Source organism: Microcoleus sp. Pol8_D6, from assembly GCF_036700965.1.
Lineage (GTDB): Bacteria > Cyanobacteriota > Cyanobacteriia > Cyanobacteriales > Microcoleaceae > Microcoleus.
This window is the reverse complement of sequence record NZ_JAUBPW010000003.1, coordinates 148,350-164,811: the sequence shown is the minus strand read 5'-3', so window position 1 is coordinate 164,811 and position 16,462 is coordinate 148,350. Positions and strand designations below refer to the sequence as shown.

At 45.8% G+C, this 16,462-nt stretch carries 13 protein-coding genes and 1 tRNA gene; 9 read left to right on the top strand and 5 right to left on the bottom strand.

Annotation, left to right across the window (positions count from 1 at the left end):
* Positions 1 to 115 precede the first annotated feature (115 nt).
* From uvrC to QUA10_RS02470, 4 genes are all read left to right on the top strand, one after another.
* Entirely contained in the window at positions 116 to 2,128 is a 2,013-nt protein-coding gene (uvrC, locus tag QUA10_RS02485) for an excinuclease ABC subunit UvrC (protein WP_333080797.1), read from the top strand.
* 162 nt (positions 2,129 to 2,290) lie between these two features.
* Positions 2,291 to 2,361, top strand: a tRNA-Gly gene (locus QUA10_RS02480).
* 426 nt (positions 2,362 to 2,787) lie between these two features.
* Positions 2,788 to 3,465, top strand: coding sequence for an actin-binding WH2 domain-containing protein (locus QUA10_RS02475; protein ID WP_333065673.1), 678 nt, complete (start codon positions 2,788 to 2,790; stop codon positions 3,463 to 3,465).
* 29 nt (positions 3,466 to 3,494) lie between these two features.
* Complete coding sequence (locus tag QUA10_RS02470) at positions 3,495 to 4,205, top strand: hypothetical protein (protein ID WP_333080799.1); 711 nt, start codon at positions 3,495 to 3,497, stop codon at positions 4,203 to 4,205.
* A gap of 202 nt (positions 4,206 to 4,407) precedes the next feature.
* On the opposite strand, the gene mutS is transcribed toward QUA10_RS02470, so the two are convergent.
* The gene (gene mutS / locus QUA10_RS02465; RefSeq protein ID WP_333080800.1) at positions 4,408 to 7,035 is read right to left on the bottom strand and encodes a DNA mismatch repair protein MutS; all 2,628 of its coding nucleotides are present in this window, start codon (positions 7,033 to 7,035) and stop codon (positions 4,408 to 4,410) included.
* A 748-nt stretch (positions 7,036 to 7,783) separates the two neighbouring features.
* Here mutS and QUA10_RS02460 point away from each other — a divergent pair.
* Positions 7,784 to 8,950 (top strand): zinc-dependent alcohol dehydrogenase, encoded by a 1,167-nt coding sequence (locus QUA10_RS02460; RefSeq protein WP_333080801.1) that lies wholly within the window; start codon positions 7,784 to 7,786, stop codon positions 8,948 to 8,950.
* Positions 8,951 to 8,977: 27 nt separating this feature from the next.
* Positions 8,978 to 9,187 (top strand): acetyltransferase, encoded by a 210-nt coding sequence (locus QUA10_RS02455; RefSeq protein ID WP_333080802.1) that lies wholly within the window; start codon positions 8,978 to 8,980, stop codon positions 9,185 to 9,187.
* 86 nt (positions 9,188 to 9,273) lie between these two features.
* Here the strand turns inward: QUA10_RS02455 and QUA10_RS02450 are convergent, their stop codons facing one another.
* Entirely contained in the window at positions 9,274 to 10,428 is a 1,155-nt protein-coding gene (locus QUA10_RS02450) for an AAA family ATPase (protein WP_333080803.1), read from the bottom strand.
* 15 nt (positions 10,429 to 10,443) lie between these two features.
* Complete coding sequence (locus tag QUA10_RS02445) at positions 10,444 to 11,235, bottom strand: RNA ligase family protein (protein ID WP_333080804.1); 792 nt, start codon at positions 11,233 to 11,235, stop codon at positions 10,444 to 10,446.
* Between the two features lie 128 nt (positions 11,236 to 11,363).
* Between QUA10_RS02445 and QUA10_RS02440 the strand changes: the two genes are divergently transcribed.
* From QUA10_RS02440 to hpxZ, 3 genes are all read left to right on the top strand, one after another.
* Positions 11,364 to 12,233, top strand: coding sequence for a prohibitin family protein (locus QUA10_RS02440; RefSeq protein WP_333080805.1), 870 nt, complete (start codon positions 11,364 to 11,366; stop codon positions 12,231 to 12,233).
* A 236-nt stretch (positions 12,234 to 12,469) separates the two neighbouring features.
* Positions 12,470 to 12,889: a peptidylprolyl isomerase gene (locus QUA10_RS02435; RefSeq protein WP_190732048.1), complete on the top strand. Its 420-nt coding sequence runs from the start codon at positions 12,470 to 12,472 to the stop codon at positions 12,887 to 12,889.
* A 91-nt stretch (positions 12,890 to 12,980) separates the two neighbouring features.
* Positions 12,981 to 13,373 (top strand): oxalurate catabolism protein HpxZ, encoded by a 393-nt coding sequence (gene hpxZ / locus QUA10_RS02430; protein WP_333080806.1) that lies wholly within the window; start codon positions 12,981 to 12,983, stop codon positions 13,371 to 13,373.
* A gap of 206 nt (positions 13,374 to 13,579) precedes the next feature.
* Here the strand turns inward: hpxZ and QUA10_RS02425 are convergent, their stop codons facing one another.
* Both QUA10_RS02425 and QUA10_RS02420 read right to left on the bottom strand, forming a co-directional pair.
* Positions 13,580 to 14,704, bottom strand: coding sequence for a THUMP domain-containing protein (locus tag QUA10_RS02425; protein ID WP_333080807.1), 1,125 nt, complete (start codon positions 14,702 to 14,704; stop codon positions 13,580 to 13,582).
* 304 nt (positions 14,705 to 15,008) lie between these two features.
* Entirely contained in the window at positions 15,009 to 16,355 is a 1,347-nt protein-coding gene (locus QUA10_RS02420) for a TldD/PmbA family protein (protein ID WP_333080808.1), read from the bottom strand.
* Positions 16,356 to 16,462 lie beyond the last annotated feature (107 nt).

Genomic DNA, 16,462 nt, shown 5'->3' with positions numbered 1-16,462 from the left:
TGATTTTCCAGTTTAATCGGTGCGTTTGGCGACGGTCGCAGCAGTCAAAATCGACCTAATTAAGGTAAAATAAAAGAGTGTACAATCAGTCTCTATTTTGCTGAGATAGCTTGCAATGCCATCCACAAAAACTCTGCCGTTAGTTAAAGACTCGGAACGCCTAGAAAGTCGCCTCAAAGAAATTCCGGCGGTTCCTGGTGTATATTTAATGCGCGATGAGAGCGATCGCATCCTTTACATCGGCAAATCCAAAAAACTCCGAAACCGCGTCCGTTCCTACTTTCGCGAAAGCCAAAATCTCAGTCCCCGCATCGCGATGATGGTGCAGCAAGTGCGCGAAATAGAATTCATCGCCACCGACACAGAAGCGGAAGCTTTAGCTTTAGAAGCAAACCTCGTAAAACAGCACCAACCTTACTTTAATGTACTCCTCAAAGATGATAAAAAATATCCTTATTTGTGCATAACTTGGTCTGAGGAATACCCGCGCATTTTTATCACCCGCAAACGCCGCGCAGGTAGTGCCAAAGACCGCTATTACGGCCCCTACGTCGATACAGGGGCGCTGCGGACTACGCTACATTTAATTAAGCGAATTTTCCCCCTGCGGCAGCGCCCTCAACCGCTGTTTAAAGACCGTCCCTGTTTGAACTACGACATCGGGCGCTGCGTTGGAGTTTGTCAAGGGTTAACTTCGCCGGAAGAATATCGAAAAATCATCCAAAAAGTAGCGATGATTTTTCAGGGAAGAACTGAGGAATTACTCGATTTGTTAGCGCCCCAAATGGAACAAGCGGCGGAAAATTTAAACTTTGAAATGGCGGCGCGCATTCGCGACCAAATTAAGGGTTTGCAGTCTTTGAGTGCGGGTCAAAAAGTGTCTTTGCCCGACGATACGGTTTCTAGAGATGCGATCGCACTTGCGGCCGACACCCAGCACGCTTGCGTTCAATTGTTCCAAATTCGGGCCGGTCAATTAGTCGGAAGATTGGGATTTATGGCGGAAATACCTCCCCAACCCAGGGCGGGCACGGGGGCACCGCCCCTACAATCGGGGGGGGTAGAGGCCGGAGCGATTTTGCAGCGGGTGTTGGAAGAACACTATCAAAATGTCGAATCCGTAGAAATTCCCAGCGAAATTTCTGTGCAGTACGACTTGCCAGAAGCGGAAATATTAGCAGATTGGTTGAGCAACCGTAAGGGACGAAAAGTTACGATTTTGACGCCGCAGCGCCAAACTAAGGCTGAGTTGATTGAGATGGTGGAACGCAATGCTGAGTATGAATTGGCGAGAATGCAAAGATTGAGCGATCGCAATTCTCAAGCAATGGAAGATTTAGCAGAAATTCTCGATTTGCCAGAAGTTCCTCGCCGCATTGAAGGTTACGATATTTCTCACATTCAAGGTTCTGACGCCGTAGCTTCCCGCGTCGTATTTATTGACGGTTTGCCGGCCAATCAACACTACCGCCATTACAAAATTAAAAATCCTGAAATTAAATCGGGTCATTCTGATGATTTTGCTAGTTTAGCAGAAGTTATCGGTCGCCGATTCCGAGGATTGAAGGAAGAAGAAAGTTCGGCAACGGATTTTGTAGCGGATTTAACGGATAAAAAAAAGGAAGATGAATTGAGTAATTTAGGAGAACCGGAAGAAATCAGTAGTTTTTCTTCTGTTTCTCATACTATTTCCGACAAACCCGACTTAATTATGATAGATGGCGGCAAAGGTCAACTGTCAGCAGTTGTGGCTGTTTTGCGGAAAATGAATTTGCTAGAAGAGTTGCGCGTTGTCAGTTTGGCAAAGCAGCGAGAGGAGATATTTTTGCCGGGGGAATCTTTGCCGCTGCAAACTAATTCTGAGCAGCCTGGGGTACAATTATTGCGCCGGGTGCGGGATGAGGCCCACAGATTTGCTGTGAGTTTTCACCGCGATCGAAGAAGCGAGAGAATGAAGCGATCGCGCCTTGATGAAATTCCCGGATTGGGACACCACCGACAAAAACAATTGTTGGCACATTTTCGGTCGATCGACTACCTCCGTTTAGCGACTCCCGAACAGTTGGCAGAAGTTTCTGGGATTGGCCCGCGTCTGGCGCAGCAAATTTACGATTATTTCCACCCGTAAAGTCTTACGCAGCATCGGAGACGGGGATTTTTGGGGCGAGGCGGCGATCGGGCCGCAAGTCCCGATTCAGCCCCGATTCAGCCACTGTGAGGGAGGTCTTCAAAATTTTTGCACAGGCCTATTGCAATCCCCAGAGACTTGTGGTATGTTTAGTTTCTGTGCGCGGGCATAGTTTAGTGGTAAAACTTTAGCCTTCCAAGCTAACTATGCGGGTTCGATTCCCGCTGCCCGCTTGCGCCTATAAGAACCTCAAGCCAACGATAAATCAACGGTTTGAGGTTTTTTATTGCTGATTTTTTCGGTTGTCAAGCGGTCGGATTGACTAGAAATTGGATACAAATTGGAGACAAAATGACTACGATTTGACTACGGAACGACCAAACTGAGTATCAACTGAGTATCCAATGACTACCCGATCGCCCTTTTTGGAGACAATTTGGAGACAAATGAATACAAATGGAATACAAAGCATAACTGTATTCAGTTTGAGCCGTTTAGCTGGGCAAGTATCTCTCAAAACGCCTCCACCTCTCAGCTTGCGGTGAGCAGGGTACAAGAATCATTAGTTAACATAGAGTGCCCTGGTTTGGCAAGATTGCCGATCGAACTCAGCTTGAGTTATGACTGATTCGGAGTCGCATCAGTCACAAGGAGAGCCCGTGAAATATTTTTCAGTAGTAATGTATTTGCTGCGGGAACGGCAACAATTTCTTGAAGAAATTCGCCAAGGTGTCAAGCTCAAATCTAAAATTTTCGGTTTGTTGATTTCTAGTACCGTATTTTTTGGCATTTACGGAGCGATATTAGGTGCCTCTAGTACGTGGATGCAATGTCTAGTTTCAGCAATTAAGTTGCCAGCACTTTACTTGCTGACGCTGATTATCTGCTTTCCCACACTGTACTTTTTTAATGTCATGTTTGGTTCTAAACGAACTTTTGAACAGTATTTGACATTGTTGATGACAGCGATGGCGATGATTAGCGTTTTGCTGTTTGGATTTGCACCTGTTAGTTTGTTTTTCCTCATAAGCAGTACCAATTACAATTTTTATCTGTTGCTGAATGTTGCTATCATGGCAATCACAGGATTTTTGGGAGTAAGTTTCATTTATCAAGGAATGCACTTTCTTTCAGAACAAGATGCGGAAGGCAAAGACATCAGGTTAAATATTTTGCGCTTTTGGTTGGGACTTTATGCGTTTGTTGGGACTCAGTTGGGATGGACGCTGAGACCGTTTTTGGGGTCGCCGGGAATGGCTTTTCAACTGTTCCGAGACCGAGAAAGCAATTTTTATATGAGTCTGTGGCAATCAATTATGTCTCTGGGAGGATCGTAATTAATTCCAATTAAAGGAGATTTTGAAGAGTGATACAAGCGGATTTGGAACAGTTAAAAATTTCTGATAAGGAGTTGGAGGATTTGAGTGGAATAGCTTTGAGCGACGGTTTTGCAGCGGATTTTTACCGACCTGCTGCACTCCGGGACGGCAAAAAGCTGTTTTCTCTTTTGGTGAATGAGTTGCTGATATTTTGCGTGACATTAGTTGTTTCGCTGCCTGTTGCTTTACTGGCTAATAAACATAATGTTGGTTTATTTAGCGATTCAGAGATATTTGTCCGGGTTTTACAAATAACTTTGGGTTTGTCGCTGGCGATTACTGTTGCTTGGAACATCTATAAATGGGTTAAGGCCAAGCCTCTGGCAACGCTGGCGGGTCTGCTGGATGAAGTTGAGAAGTATCATGAGGTAATTCAGGCTTTAGATATTATCGATCGCCTAACGGATGCTGGCAATTTACAAGCCAACTTAATTAACCGAGGAGATGCAATTGAGGCATTAAAAATTACTAGAGAAAGTTTAGTCTGTGCTTTGAAAACAGAAAGAATTCTCAGGGAGAATCAGCAATTTATCGGTCGCCGTTACGAGCTATTTGCTAATATTGAAAGTAATTTAGCTGCTTTGATGGCGATGGATGTGAGCGATCGGGCGACTGAATACGGCCGGTTGCTAAATGAGGCTTTGGAAATTGGGATGAGCGTGCACAAAGAGGTAAGAAAGTTGCAAAATGGACGTTAGAGTTGTTGCAGCGTTCCTGGTTTGTTGTAAAAGTAGTAACTGAGCTCTTGCACCATGCTCAAGAACAGGCAGGATGCCTGTGCCACAAAAATTAAATTTTCTTGTGGGGAGTAGGGGTTGGGCATCCTGCCCGCCCCTGAAAGGCTTATTGAAAATGGTGCAATATAGAAGTTACTACAAACTTTTTTTACCACCGGAAATTTCAATCATCAAAAATATCCAACTGTTCGCCCTCCGACTCTTTTCTACCATTTTTTTTAACACCTTTCCGCAGCCCGATCGCAATTTTGCTATGTTTCTCAATCTGCTTCATCACCTGTCTCGCCCTGTCAATCACCGACGGTGGCAAACCGGCTAATCTCCCCGCTTCAATGCCGTAAGATTTGTCAGCACCTCCCGCCTGAACTTGGTGCAGGAATACGATTTGATCCGGCAATTCTTTAACTGTCACCTGATAATTTGCGACATTATCTAAAATAGAAGCTAACTCATTCAATTCGTGATAGTGAGTCGCAAAAATTGTCCGCGCCCGAATCTCAGTTGCTAAATATTCTGCCACAGACCAAGCAATAGAAAGTCCGTCAAACGTCGCCGTTCCCCGGCCAATTTCGTCTAACAAAACTAATGATTGCGGCGTGGCGTGATTGAGAATATTTGCAGTTTCGTTCATTTCCACCATAAAGGTAGATTGACCCGTTGCCAAATCATCTACTGCACCGACGCGGGTAAAAATGCGATCGCAAATTCCCAAACTCGCAGCTTTTGCCGGCACAAAACTGCCCATCTGCGCCATTAACTGGATCAAACCCACCTGTCGCAAGTAGCAGCTTTTCCCGCTAGCATTCGGCCCGGTTAAAATAATTAAATCTGGGCGATTTAACGAGTCTTCCCGACCCAAAAAAGCAGAATTAGGTACAAAAAATCCCGGCGGCAAAGACTTTTCCACCACAGGATGACAACCTTCAATAATTTTAATTTCCCGGCTTTCTGTCATAGTCGGGCGGCAGTAATTTTGGTAAACTGCTACTTCGGACAAACCGCACAAAACATCGACCGCCGCCACGGCGCGGGAAACGTTGCGGATAATTTCGGCGTGTTCTCCTACCTCCGATCGCACTTGAGCAAAAATATCGTATTCCAATTGATTTAAATCTTCCCGCGCTGTTAGAATTCGCACTTCCCTTTCTTTTAATTCTTCAGTGCTGTAGCGTTCTTCATTGGTGAGAGTTTGCTTGCGAGTGTAGTCCTTCGGCACTTGGTCTACTTTCGATTTGGTAATGCTGATGTAATAGCCAAAAGCTTTATTGTAGCCTACTTTTAAATTAGAAATTCCCGTTCTTTTTCTCTCAGTTGCTTCTAAATTTGCAATCCATTCTTGGTCGGCTGATGCAGTGTGGCGCATTTCATCTAGCATGGCATTGATTCCCGGTCGAATCAAACCACCTTCTTTTAAATGAATCGGCGGTTCATCAACTAAATGAGCGTGAATTTTACTTGCTAATTCTTCTAGAATTGGCGGTACATTTTGCAGCGCTTTCAAATAGGGCGAGCGCCCTTGGGCTGCGATCGAGGCTAATGCCGGCAGTTTTCCGAGAGAATCAGCTAAAGCCACCAAATCCCGCGCGCTAGCTGTTCCTGAACCGGCGCGGCCTGTCAGTCTTTCGATGTCGTAAATTTGGCGCAGCAACTGCTGCAAATCTTGGCGCAGGGCGTTATTTTCTACTAATTCTTGAATCGTGTCGTGTCGGGCACAAATGCCTTTAATGCTGAGCAAAGGTTGCAGCACCCAGCGGCGCAAAGCGCGGCCTCCCATTGCGGTGCTGGTTTTGTCTATAGCCCACAGCAGCGAACCGTGAAAAACCCCATCTCTCACTGTTTGAGTAATTTCGAGATTGCGGCGGGTTTGGTAGTCGAGGATGAGAAAATCGGTGAGAGTGTAAGTGTGCAATCTTTGCAAAGAAACTGCTTTTTCCTTTTGAGTTTCTTCGAGATATTGCAACAAACCGCCTGCGGCGCGCACTGCGAGGGAAAGGTGTCCGCATCCCATACCTTCAAGCGATCGCACTTTGAACTTTTGCAGGATTCTCTGTTTTGCTTCGGACAAAGTAAACGGAATTTGCGATCGCAAAGAATAGCAAAACGAATTCGGCAAACAATCGGGCAAATGCTCTGATTTCTCTCCGGGCCTCAACATAGTCACCAAATCCGGCGCATTAGTCGGTACCAAGACTTCCGAAGGCTGCAAACGCAGTAATTCTAGGGTTAATTGTTCTAAACTATCTGCTTGGGTAGTGACAAATTCTCCCGTAGAAATATCTGTATAAGCCAATCCCCAATGTTCCCCAGCAATGACGACTGCTGCTAAAAAATTATTTTGTCTGGGTTTGAGCATTCCGTCATCAGTCAAAGTTCCGGGAGTAAGAATGCGGGTAATTTCTCGCTTGACTTGGCGGCCTTCTTTTGCAGCAATCGAGGCATCTTCCACTTGATCGCAAACTACCACAGCATAGCCTTTTTCTACTAACATTGAAGTGTAGCGGTCTAGGGCGTGGTGCGGCACTCCTGTCATCGGCACTCTGCCGATTTCCTTGCCGCTTTCTTTACTCGTACAAACAAGTTCTAATTCCCGCGAAATCGTAACTGCATCTTGGAAAAAACACTCAAAGAAATCTCCGACTCGAAACAATAAAAGTGCGTGGGGATACTGTTCTTTCACTTCCACATACCGCTGCATCATCGGCGTCAGCTTGGTGAATTCTAGTAGGCGGTGGTCGGCATTGCGGATGTTGGGTTGACTGGGGTCTGTTGGGGTAGATGCAGTGTAAGGCATAAAAGGCGATCGATAAATTTTAATCTTTAACAACTTTAGCGCAAGCTCGGCTTTTAGCTCTAACTAATATACAATATTTGACGATTAATCCTCCTTAAGCAGGGTGCAGGATTCTCCTGATTGGGGTCAAGTGTTGAGCTATACAAAAGTCACGCACCCTGCTTAATAATTGATAAACCCGCTTTTACGTGAGAAGTTTTCGGTCGCTCTTTATCTAAAGTGAGCCAAAATATCGGCTATAGTGAGGCAAAATGCGGAAATTTTATTGATTGTGAGAGGGGAGCGCTGGGCGATCAACAAAAACAATCTCAGCTATGTAGTTGTTAGCTGTTATAGCAGATGTTGAAGGAAGAAATAAGAAGTAAAAAGTAAGAAGGAAAAAGGCTTTAGTTACCTAGAAGAGAAGGAAGAAGGCTTTAGTTATCGTTGCGAGAGAAGGAAGAAACAATCTTTCGCAACGGTTTCAGCAATTAAGAACGTTCTAACCGTCGGGCGCGGTTGCTATAACTGTTGGGGCATAACAGAAGAATGTGAAATCCCCCACACTTTAGTTGGAGGATAAACTTTACATTTTTGTTATTGAAAACAGCCGGAAGATAGATTTATAAATTATACCTCGGATAGAGAGAAATTATATTTTATATGCTTAAAATTAAAACATCCAATCAGGTAATTTATCGGCGCAGTAAATTTAAGATTTAGAAGCAAAAATTTGCTAGCTAGTAGTTAACTAGAGGAGAACGAAATAATGAAAGCTCTTTGCTGGCACGGAGCAAATGATGTGCGAGTTGATAATGTACCAGACCCAACAATTATCAACCCGCGCGATGCGATAGTTAAAATCACGTCTACAGCAATCTGCGGCTCGGATTTGCACCTCTACGATGGCTTCATCCCGACAATGCAATCGGGCGACATCATGGGGCACGAATTCATGGGGGAAGTAGTCGAACTCGGCAGCCAAGTCAAGAACTTAAAAAAGGGCGATCGCGTCGTCATTCCTTTTACTATTTCTTGCGGCAGTTGCTTTTTTTGCAACCGCGATTTGTGGTCCCTGTGCGACAACTCCAACCCCAATGCTGGGCTGGCTGAAAAAATGTTCGGTCATTCCCCGGCGGGACTGTTTGGCTACTCGCATTTAACGGGCGGCTATGCAGGCGGACAAGCAGAATACGCGCGAGTTCCGTTTGCAGATGTCGGCCCTTTAAAAATTCCCGACGGACTTTCTGACGAACAAGTATTGTTCCTCACCGATATCTTTCCTACCGGTTACATGGCGGCCGAAAACTGCGACATTCAGCCGGGGGATACTGTAGCTGTTTGGGGATGCGGGCCAGTCGGACAATTTGCGATCAGAAGCGCGTTTATGCTGGGGGCCGATCGAGTAATTGCGATCGACCGCATACCGGAACGCTTGCAAATGGCGGCCGCAGCCAAAGCTGAAATCATCAACTACGAAGAAATGGACGCCGGGGAAGCAGTCACCGAAATGACGGGGGGACGCGGGCCCGACTCTTGCATCGACGCGGTGGGGATGGAAGCCCACGGCACCGGTCTCGACGCTTTGTACGACAAAGCCAAGCAAGCCGTGCGTTTGGAGAGCGATCGACCCACCGCCCTGCGACAAGTGATCCTCGCGTGTCGCAAGGGTGGCACAGTGTCAATTCCCGGCGTTTACGGCGGTTTCGTTGACAAAGTGCCATTAGGTGCAGCTTTCAACAAAGGCTTGACCATGAAAATGGGACAGACGCACGTTCACCGCTATTTGCGGCCTTTGCTCGATCGCGTTCAAAAAGGCGAAATTGACCCGTCATTCGTAATTACGCACCGAATGAAATTGGATGAAGCGCCCCACGCCTACGACATTTTCAAAAACAAAAAAGACAACTGCATCAAAGTTGTCCTCAAACCCTAACTCGCATTTACCCTTCACGGAAAAACTATGCTTTTACAAGAAAAAGAATCAGGCGACTTGATAGAAATCCTCGATGTAGATGCTTTAATCAGCCCTACAAAACAAGAAGTGCCGGGAAAAAATCAAGCTGGTCAGGAAGAGCAAGAGAAAGCAACTTTTGCAAAAAGTAATTTAGTCTTTCCTTCCGGTGAAGCTCTGCCGCGCTGCTGGACTGAGGAAAATTATCAAACTCATTGATATCAAGGGAAACCCCAAACCTAATGCCCAGAGCCCCGACTTCTTTAAGAAGTCGGGGCTCTAACAGTTTGAGGTAAAAAGGGAGATTAATTGTTAACGATCCACTCGACTTGATGCGCTTCTGTGATATCTGGAATATCCAGCCGCGCAGCTAATTTGCGAATGACTGCTTCCGGTACTGTTGCTGTGCGCGATCGATTCCGCTGCACTATTTCTTCTAGAGGTACTTCTAGATAAACAATGCGAATGCGCGCTTGGTAAGCAGCAAAAAAATTAATTAATTGCTGCCGCATTTGTTTAGTAGTATTCGTGGCGTTCCACACAAAAGAGCGCCCCTCATTCATGTATTCGCGTGCTCTTTTTTTTGCGGCTGTCACCACATTTCCAGGTGTTTCGTCGGGAGGCACATTCATCTCTTTTCGCAGTGCATCCAGCGAGATTACTGGCAAATCTGGCAGATTTTTCCGAATCCAATAATCTTTACCGCTTCCTGGCAAGCCAGACATCAAAATTACTTCGCATCGAGTATCGTCAAATGCTTCGTAATCCGGGTTGCCGTTCTCTTTGCGGAAGTAGATAAATCTGCTGTGTGCTGATGGAAATTGTCGGGGAGAATCCAAACAATTATTTTCTTGACAAAACTCCCGAAATAGTTGTATTTTATCGAGCAATTCTTGTTTGTCGGCGCAGTGGCGGCCGCGCACGTCTGCTTCGGCTAAAAGTGCGAGGAAATCGCAGCGGACAACTTGACTCACTTTAATTACAGACTGCTGCGGGTTGGGTTTGTCGATCAGCCAGATGGGTAAACTGTCGAATTGGACGATCGCCACCACTGTTTCGCGAATCTCAAACTGCACAGGCGGCTCGAATTGAGATAAAATTTGTCTGACCATTCTCGCACCTTGGCGGGCGTGACCTTTTGAACTAATTCTGCCGTCGGCTTCTATTTTTGTAAAGGCTGGTTTTGCGACATCGTGCAGCAAAGCGGCGGCAAAAAGTATCGATCGTTCTTTTTCGGGAAGTTGCCGCCAATTTGGAGAAGATGTTAATGCTTCGCAGACCATTCTGGTATGAATTAAAACGTCTCCTTCGGCATGGTAAATCGGATCTTGCTGACATCCTTTAAGGCTGTCAATCCAGTCGAAATGATTTTGAATACCCTCCCAATCCAGGAACCAATCGGGGGGTTGGGGACAAAAGGGAAAAGTCCAAGTTGGCAAGGGCGATAACAGTGTATTCATAAATTCACCTGCTGGTTAACTAAAATTAAATAAATCTGCACCGGGACGCAGAATATTGGGTACAATTGGGCGATTGAGCCAATGTCCTTCGGCATTTTTAATAGCAGTCAAAAAGCTGGCACGCACGTATTTGTAACGCGCTTTTACTATGCCATCTTCTTCGATTTTAATGTACAGACCTTCCATAATCTCGCTCTTGTCAGTCTCTTTCAAACACCGTTCTTCATCTAATCCCAATTCCCGGCAGTACAAACGCAATCGATCCAAATGTCCAGGTTGAATAAAATTAGATTTTTCCATAAACTGCATCATTTGCTTGGGCGATTTCAGCACTCCAGAAAACAGCACGGGAACGGACACTAACGGCAGTCGGTTTAACAACTTGCGGCGGGATTCTGTACTCAAAAATTGATTTGTTTCTAAGTCGAGCACGTCGTATTCCATAAAATAGTGCGGCAAAAAATCATAAAAAACAGTGTGTTTCGCATACAGCCATTCGCCGTAAAGAATGTAGCGATTTCCCAGCACTTCTCCCAACGCCCCGCTGAGACTGAAAGCCCACTGTTTGAATAAGTTAAAATGTTTTTCCCTCGGCCCGCCAGTGAGATAGTGGCCGCGACTTTGCAGCAGAATTTGTCCATCTGGTGCGAAGCTGATGCCTGTATTAGCGCCGTCTACCTTTTCTTCTATAATTAGAGGGCGATCGATCAGGGCGCTAAATGGCACGCTGTCGAGGTCTTCATCACCCGGTTGGAAACGCGAACCTTCGATGTGATAAGTTCGAGGATATTTAACAATTTTGACCATCCGTCAATCCCTCTTATATTTGAGAGGCAACCCCATCCATTTTAGATTTTAATTTTAGATTTTAGACTTTAGAGGCAACCGAATCTATTTAACCATTATAATGAAATTATCACAAAGGAGCGTGTATTTTGAAAAGTCAAAATTTCCAGAGCATATCATCAGCACTCGCTGGGATTCTATTAGTAGGCGCGCTACTCCTCGGATTAAACTCTTTTGTCGTCATCAATCCAGGCGAAGCAGGCGTTGTCAGCGTTTTAGGAAAAGCCACAGATGGAGCATTGTTAGAGGGGTTTCACCTCAGACCCCCGCTAATATCCAAGGTAGATGTGTACGATGTAACAGTGCAAAAATTTGAAGTTCCCGCCCAGAGTGCTACTAAAGATCTTCAGGATTTAAATGCTAGTTTTGCGATCAATTTTCGCCTTGATGCTGAGAAAATAGTGGATATCAGAAGGACTCAAGGAACTTTGGAAAATATAGTCTCAAAAATTATTGCTCCTCAGACGCAAGAAGCATTTAAAACAGCGGCTGCACTCAGAACTGCCGAACAATCTATTACTCAAAGAAGTGAACTGAAGCGAGACTTTGATACTGCGCTGAAGGAAAGGCTATCCAAGTATGATGTAATCGTGCTCGATACGAGCGTTGTTAACATTCGATTCTCCACAGATTTTGCAAAAGCGGTTGAAGAGAAACAGGTCGCTGAACAGCGGGCGCAAAGAGCTGTTTATGTGGCTCAGGAAGCAGAACAGCAGGCTCAAGCTGACATTAACCGCGCTCAAGGTAGGGCGGAAGCTCAAAGACTTTTGGCTGAAACTTTGAAGGCTCAGGGCGGCAATTTAGTTCTGCAAAAAGAGGCGATCGAAGCTTGGAGAAGCGGCGGCGCTCAGATGCCAAAAGTGCTGGTTATGGGCGCAGGTTCGAGTCGGGTTCCTTTCATTTTTAATATGAACGATATTCAGGAAGAACCCGAACACCCGCAAGTGACCAACAATTAAAATATGACAGAGGGTAACAAACCCGGTGTCTCCGAAAATATTGGCTTTGCTAACCAGAAATCTCGCAATAAACCGAGTTTCCTCAGAAAGCACACATAAGTCCTATGAGAGTTGCGGGAATATGCTACACTTCTGAAAGCCACAATATAACGACAGTTTGAAACCTGTGGTTATAAAAGCGAAGTCCGCAATTAAAACGCAGGCAACACACTCATTTTAGGAAGCCAGGAGAAATCATGACCCGCGCTATTATGGAAACCGACAAAGGCACAATCAATTTGGAATTGTTCGATGCGGATGCGCCTAACACAGTGAAGAATTTTGTTGACTTGGCGGAAAAAGGTTTTTACGATGGATTGTCCTTTCACCGAGTCATTCCTAACTTTATGATTCAAGGTGGCTGTCCCAAAGGCAATGGAACGGGCGGCCCCGGCTACAAAATCAAGTGCGAAATTAACTCCAACAAACACTTGGCAGGAACTTTATCGATGGCTCACGCAGGCCGCGATACGGGTGGCAGCCAATTCTTTATTTGCCATTCTCCCCAGTCTCATCTAGATGGAGTTCATACAACTTTTGGCAAAACTGAGGATATGTCTGTCGTCAATGCTATCCGCCAAGGTGACAAGATTATTTCGCTCAAAATTGAGCATTAATTTCCAGTAATTAGTTTTGTTGGCAATAAGGAATAAAGTGCTTATTGCCAACAAAACTTGTGAAAATTAAGAGTTTTAAAATCTATAATTTATGACTGTTATCAATGATTCTGGTGTGGTGGCTGAGTTAACTGAACTATATTTAAAATACGAAAAAGCTCTTTGTACGAATGATATTGAAACTCTCGATAATTTGTTCTGGGATGCGCCGGAAGTGGTGCGGTTTGGGGTGACGGAGAACCTGTACGGGAGCGATGAGGTGAGGGCTTTTCGCAAAGGACGATCGCCTGTAAATGTCGATCGAGAAATGTTCAACCTCAAAGTCGTGACATTCGATGCAGACACAGCCGCTGTGACGCTGGAATTTCGCCGTGTGATGGATGGAGTGGTGCGGCTGGGGCGGCAGAGTCAGATGTGGCGAAAGTTTCCTGAAGGCTGGAAGATTGTTTCCGCTCACGTTTCTTTGTTGCCGATAGAGGGATGAGCGGTGATACACCTCCGATAAAGGTGAAATAATTTCCCCAGTCGGTATTTGAATTTGATTATTGTTGAGCCATTTAATTCGGCAGATATTCTTTTTTTCCTTTACTATTAGTGCCTCTCTCTGCCTTGTCACCTCTCTTGTGCTTTCTTCGTTCTCCACTTTTGTAGTAGCTTCCTGATTACCGCTATTTTCCCTGCTCCCATCCCCTAATACAGTTCATACTTGAGCAAAGTACACGGAATCGATCCATTAAAAACCGGAATCCGCCGCGATGTCCTGAGTCCAACCTTTTTACCCAACTCCTTATTCCCAGTCAAAATAAACGCATTCCAACCTTTAAAACGATTCTTGAAAATATCCCCCAACATCTTGTACAAATCTCCTAATTCGCTAGCATCTCCGAGCCGCTCTCCGTAGGGAGGGTTGCAAATCAGAACGCCTCTGTCTGCGGGTGCTTCCAACTGAGATAACTCGGTTTGAGCAAACTGAATCTTACCGGAAATACCCGCTTGCTGCGCGTTCGTGCGAGCTTGAGTTAACATATCAGAATCGCGATCGCACCCTGCAATCACCTCTTTAAGCTCCGGCAATTCGCTATTTTCAGCTTCGGCCCACAATTTATCCCACAAAGGTTCGTCAAAATCCCGCCAAGTCATAAATCCAAACTTTTCTCGAAACAATCCCGGTGCAATATTCAATCCCTTTAAAGTCGCTTCCAAAGGCAAAGTTCCAGAACCGCACATCGGGTCTAAAAACGGCAAATCTGGCGTCCATTCTGCCATCTCCAACAAAGCCGCAGCTAGGGTTTCTTTGAGGGGAGCAAGCCCCATCGCCGGTCGATATCCCCGGCGGTGCAAACTACCGCCAGAACTGTCTAAACTTAAAATAGCTTTATCTTGATGAATGTGAAGGTTAATTAGCAAATCGGGATGCTCTACATCAACATTAGAACGCTTGTTAAATTGAAGGCGCTGTTGGTCGGCGATCGCATTTTTGACCTGCAAAGCTGTAAAGTGAGTGTGGTTCAACTTTTCGTTGCCGCCTGTGCAGTTTACTGCTAAAGTATTTTCGGGATATAAGTATTCGTCCCAAGGGATTTTCTGCACTTCGCGGTAGAGCATATCCGAGTTGTAACACCGGAATTCGGCGATCGGCATTAGCACTCGAAAAATTGTTCTCGACCAAAGATTGACGCGGTACAATAAAGCCCGATCGCCCGCAAAGTAAACCCCAGTAAAATCTGGCTTGACATCCTGGGCCCCTAAACGTTCTAATTCTTGGGCAGCAATAGTTTCTAAACCGCGCGCAACTGTAGCAAAATATTGATTCATTGATAATTGGGAATTGGGAATTGGGAATTGGTTTTTCTCGCTCGCCCTAAATTATATCAAATCCGGTACCATCGGAATTGTAAAATCGAGTCAACAGCCAACAATCACCGACGGTGCAACCGCAATTGATATAATTCATCTGCGTTAATCTGTGTTTATCTGCCTGTATCTGCGGTTAAAAAAAGAGAATTTCTAGAACCGCAGATGACAATAGATTGACGCGGATTGACGCAGATAAAGAGAAGAGAGAGATGAATAATTCTGACTCCTCCCGGTGGGTTTCCGCGCACCTCACCCTTGCAAGTCACAAACTGTCAGTAATACTCGTAAAATTAAAAGCTTTCACGCGCACTCCGGGCACGACATTACTGCCGTAACGCTTCACCGCACTAACTGCATCCACATCGCGCAACATATCAGGTAAAACTTGATTGAAACGCAGGTTTTTAATCGGGTAAGCAATTTTGCCATCCTCAATCCAAAAAGTACCGTCGCGAGTCATCCCCGTTACTTCCAATGTTTTCGGATTAACGTAGCGCACGTACCAAGCTCGACTGACGAAAATTCCTCGCTCGGTTTGAGCAATTAAATCTGCTAAACTTTGGTCGGAACCTGTCATCACGATCGGGTAATAAGCACCTTTTGCCTCTTTGCCTTTTTGTGCGGCCCAGTAGCGGGAATAAGACAAACTTTGAGGCACGCCATCTTTGATGATTTCCAAATAATTATTGCTCAATCCGTCGCCGAAAAAAGTATTCGATCGCAGCAAAGGATGAGCCGGATCGCGCTGCACTTGCACTAACGGGCTAAAAAGTTGTTCCCCCGCGCGGTTTCCCGCTGGTTTTCCCTCTGCATCGGCGATCGACATAAACGATCGCCCCTCATCCGCCGCCCTCGCATCCAAACTCCAAATTACCCACGGTAGCAAGCCTGCAAAAGCAGCGCCGTCAAGGATTACCGGATAAACGCCCGGAGTGATGGGGCGCGGGTTGCGGGATGCGATCGCCCGATCGAGCACTTGTTCTGCTAATTGGGCGATCGGCAATTCGTTGATACTCCAAGCAGTGCTCCTCGCCCAACTAGAACCGTCTTCAACGCGAGCAGTAAAGCTGAAATCAGCGTGTGTAGAGTGGTTGCAGGCGCGGAGTCCGGTTGACGAGGCGATCGCGTACAGCGACGCCTCAGCGCTCAAAGTGCCCGAACCATGAGCCCCCCCCTGGGAGGATCTCGCGCACGCTTGCTGCACCATTTCTGCCCGCGCTAGAGGCGATACAGTTGCGGTTGCTGCGTCGAATGCGGGCGATCGCAAATCGTAGGTTTGAGGCGGCAGCAGCGGCATCCATTCGGGGTCTGCCGGCGCAATTCGGGCCAATTCTTCCGATCGCTTGACTGCGGAGGCGATCGCATCTTCATCAAATTCTGTAACAGCAGCAGAGGCGCTTTTTTTGCCAAAATAGCTAGTAATGCTCAGGTTAAATACAGTTTTGCTGATATTTTGGCTGATTTGATTTTCCGAGAATCTCGAAAGAGATTCCTCGCCAGTAGAGAGACTGACAAATACTTCCTCTGCTTTGGATAGTTTGACTGCTTTTTCTACTACAGATAAGGCTTGGTCTTCACTTAAAAGTGCGGGCGATGTTGTTACAATCATGATTGGTAATTAGGCATTGCGAATTGGGCATTGCGAATTGGGCATTGCAAATTGGACATTGGGAATTGGGTATTGTTAGCAATTAACTAATAACTAAGAACCGATGC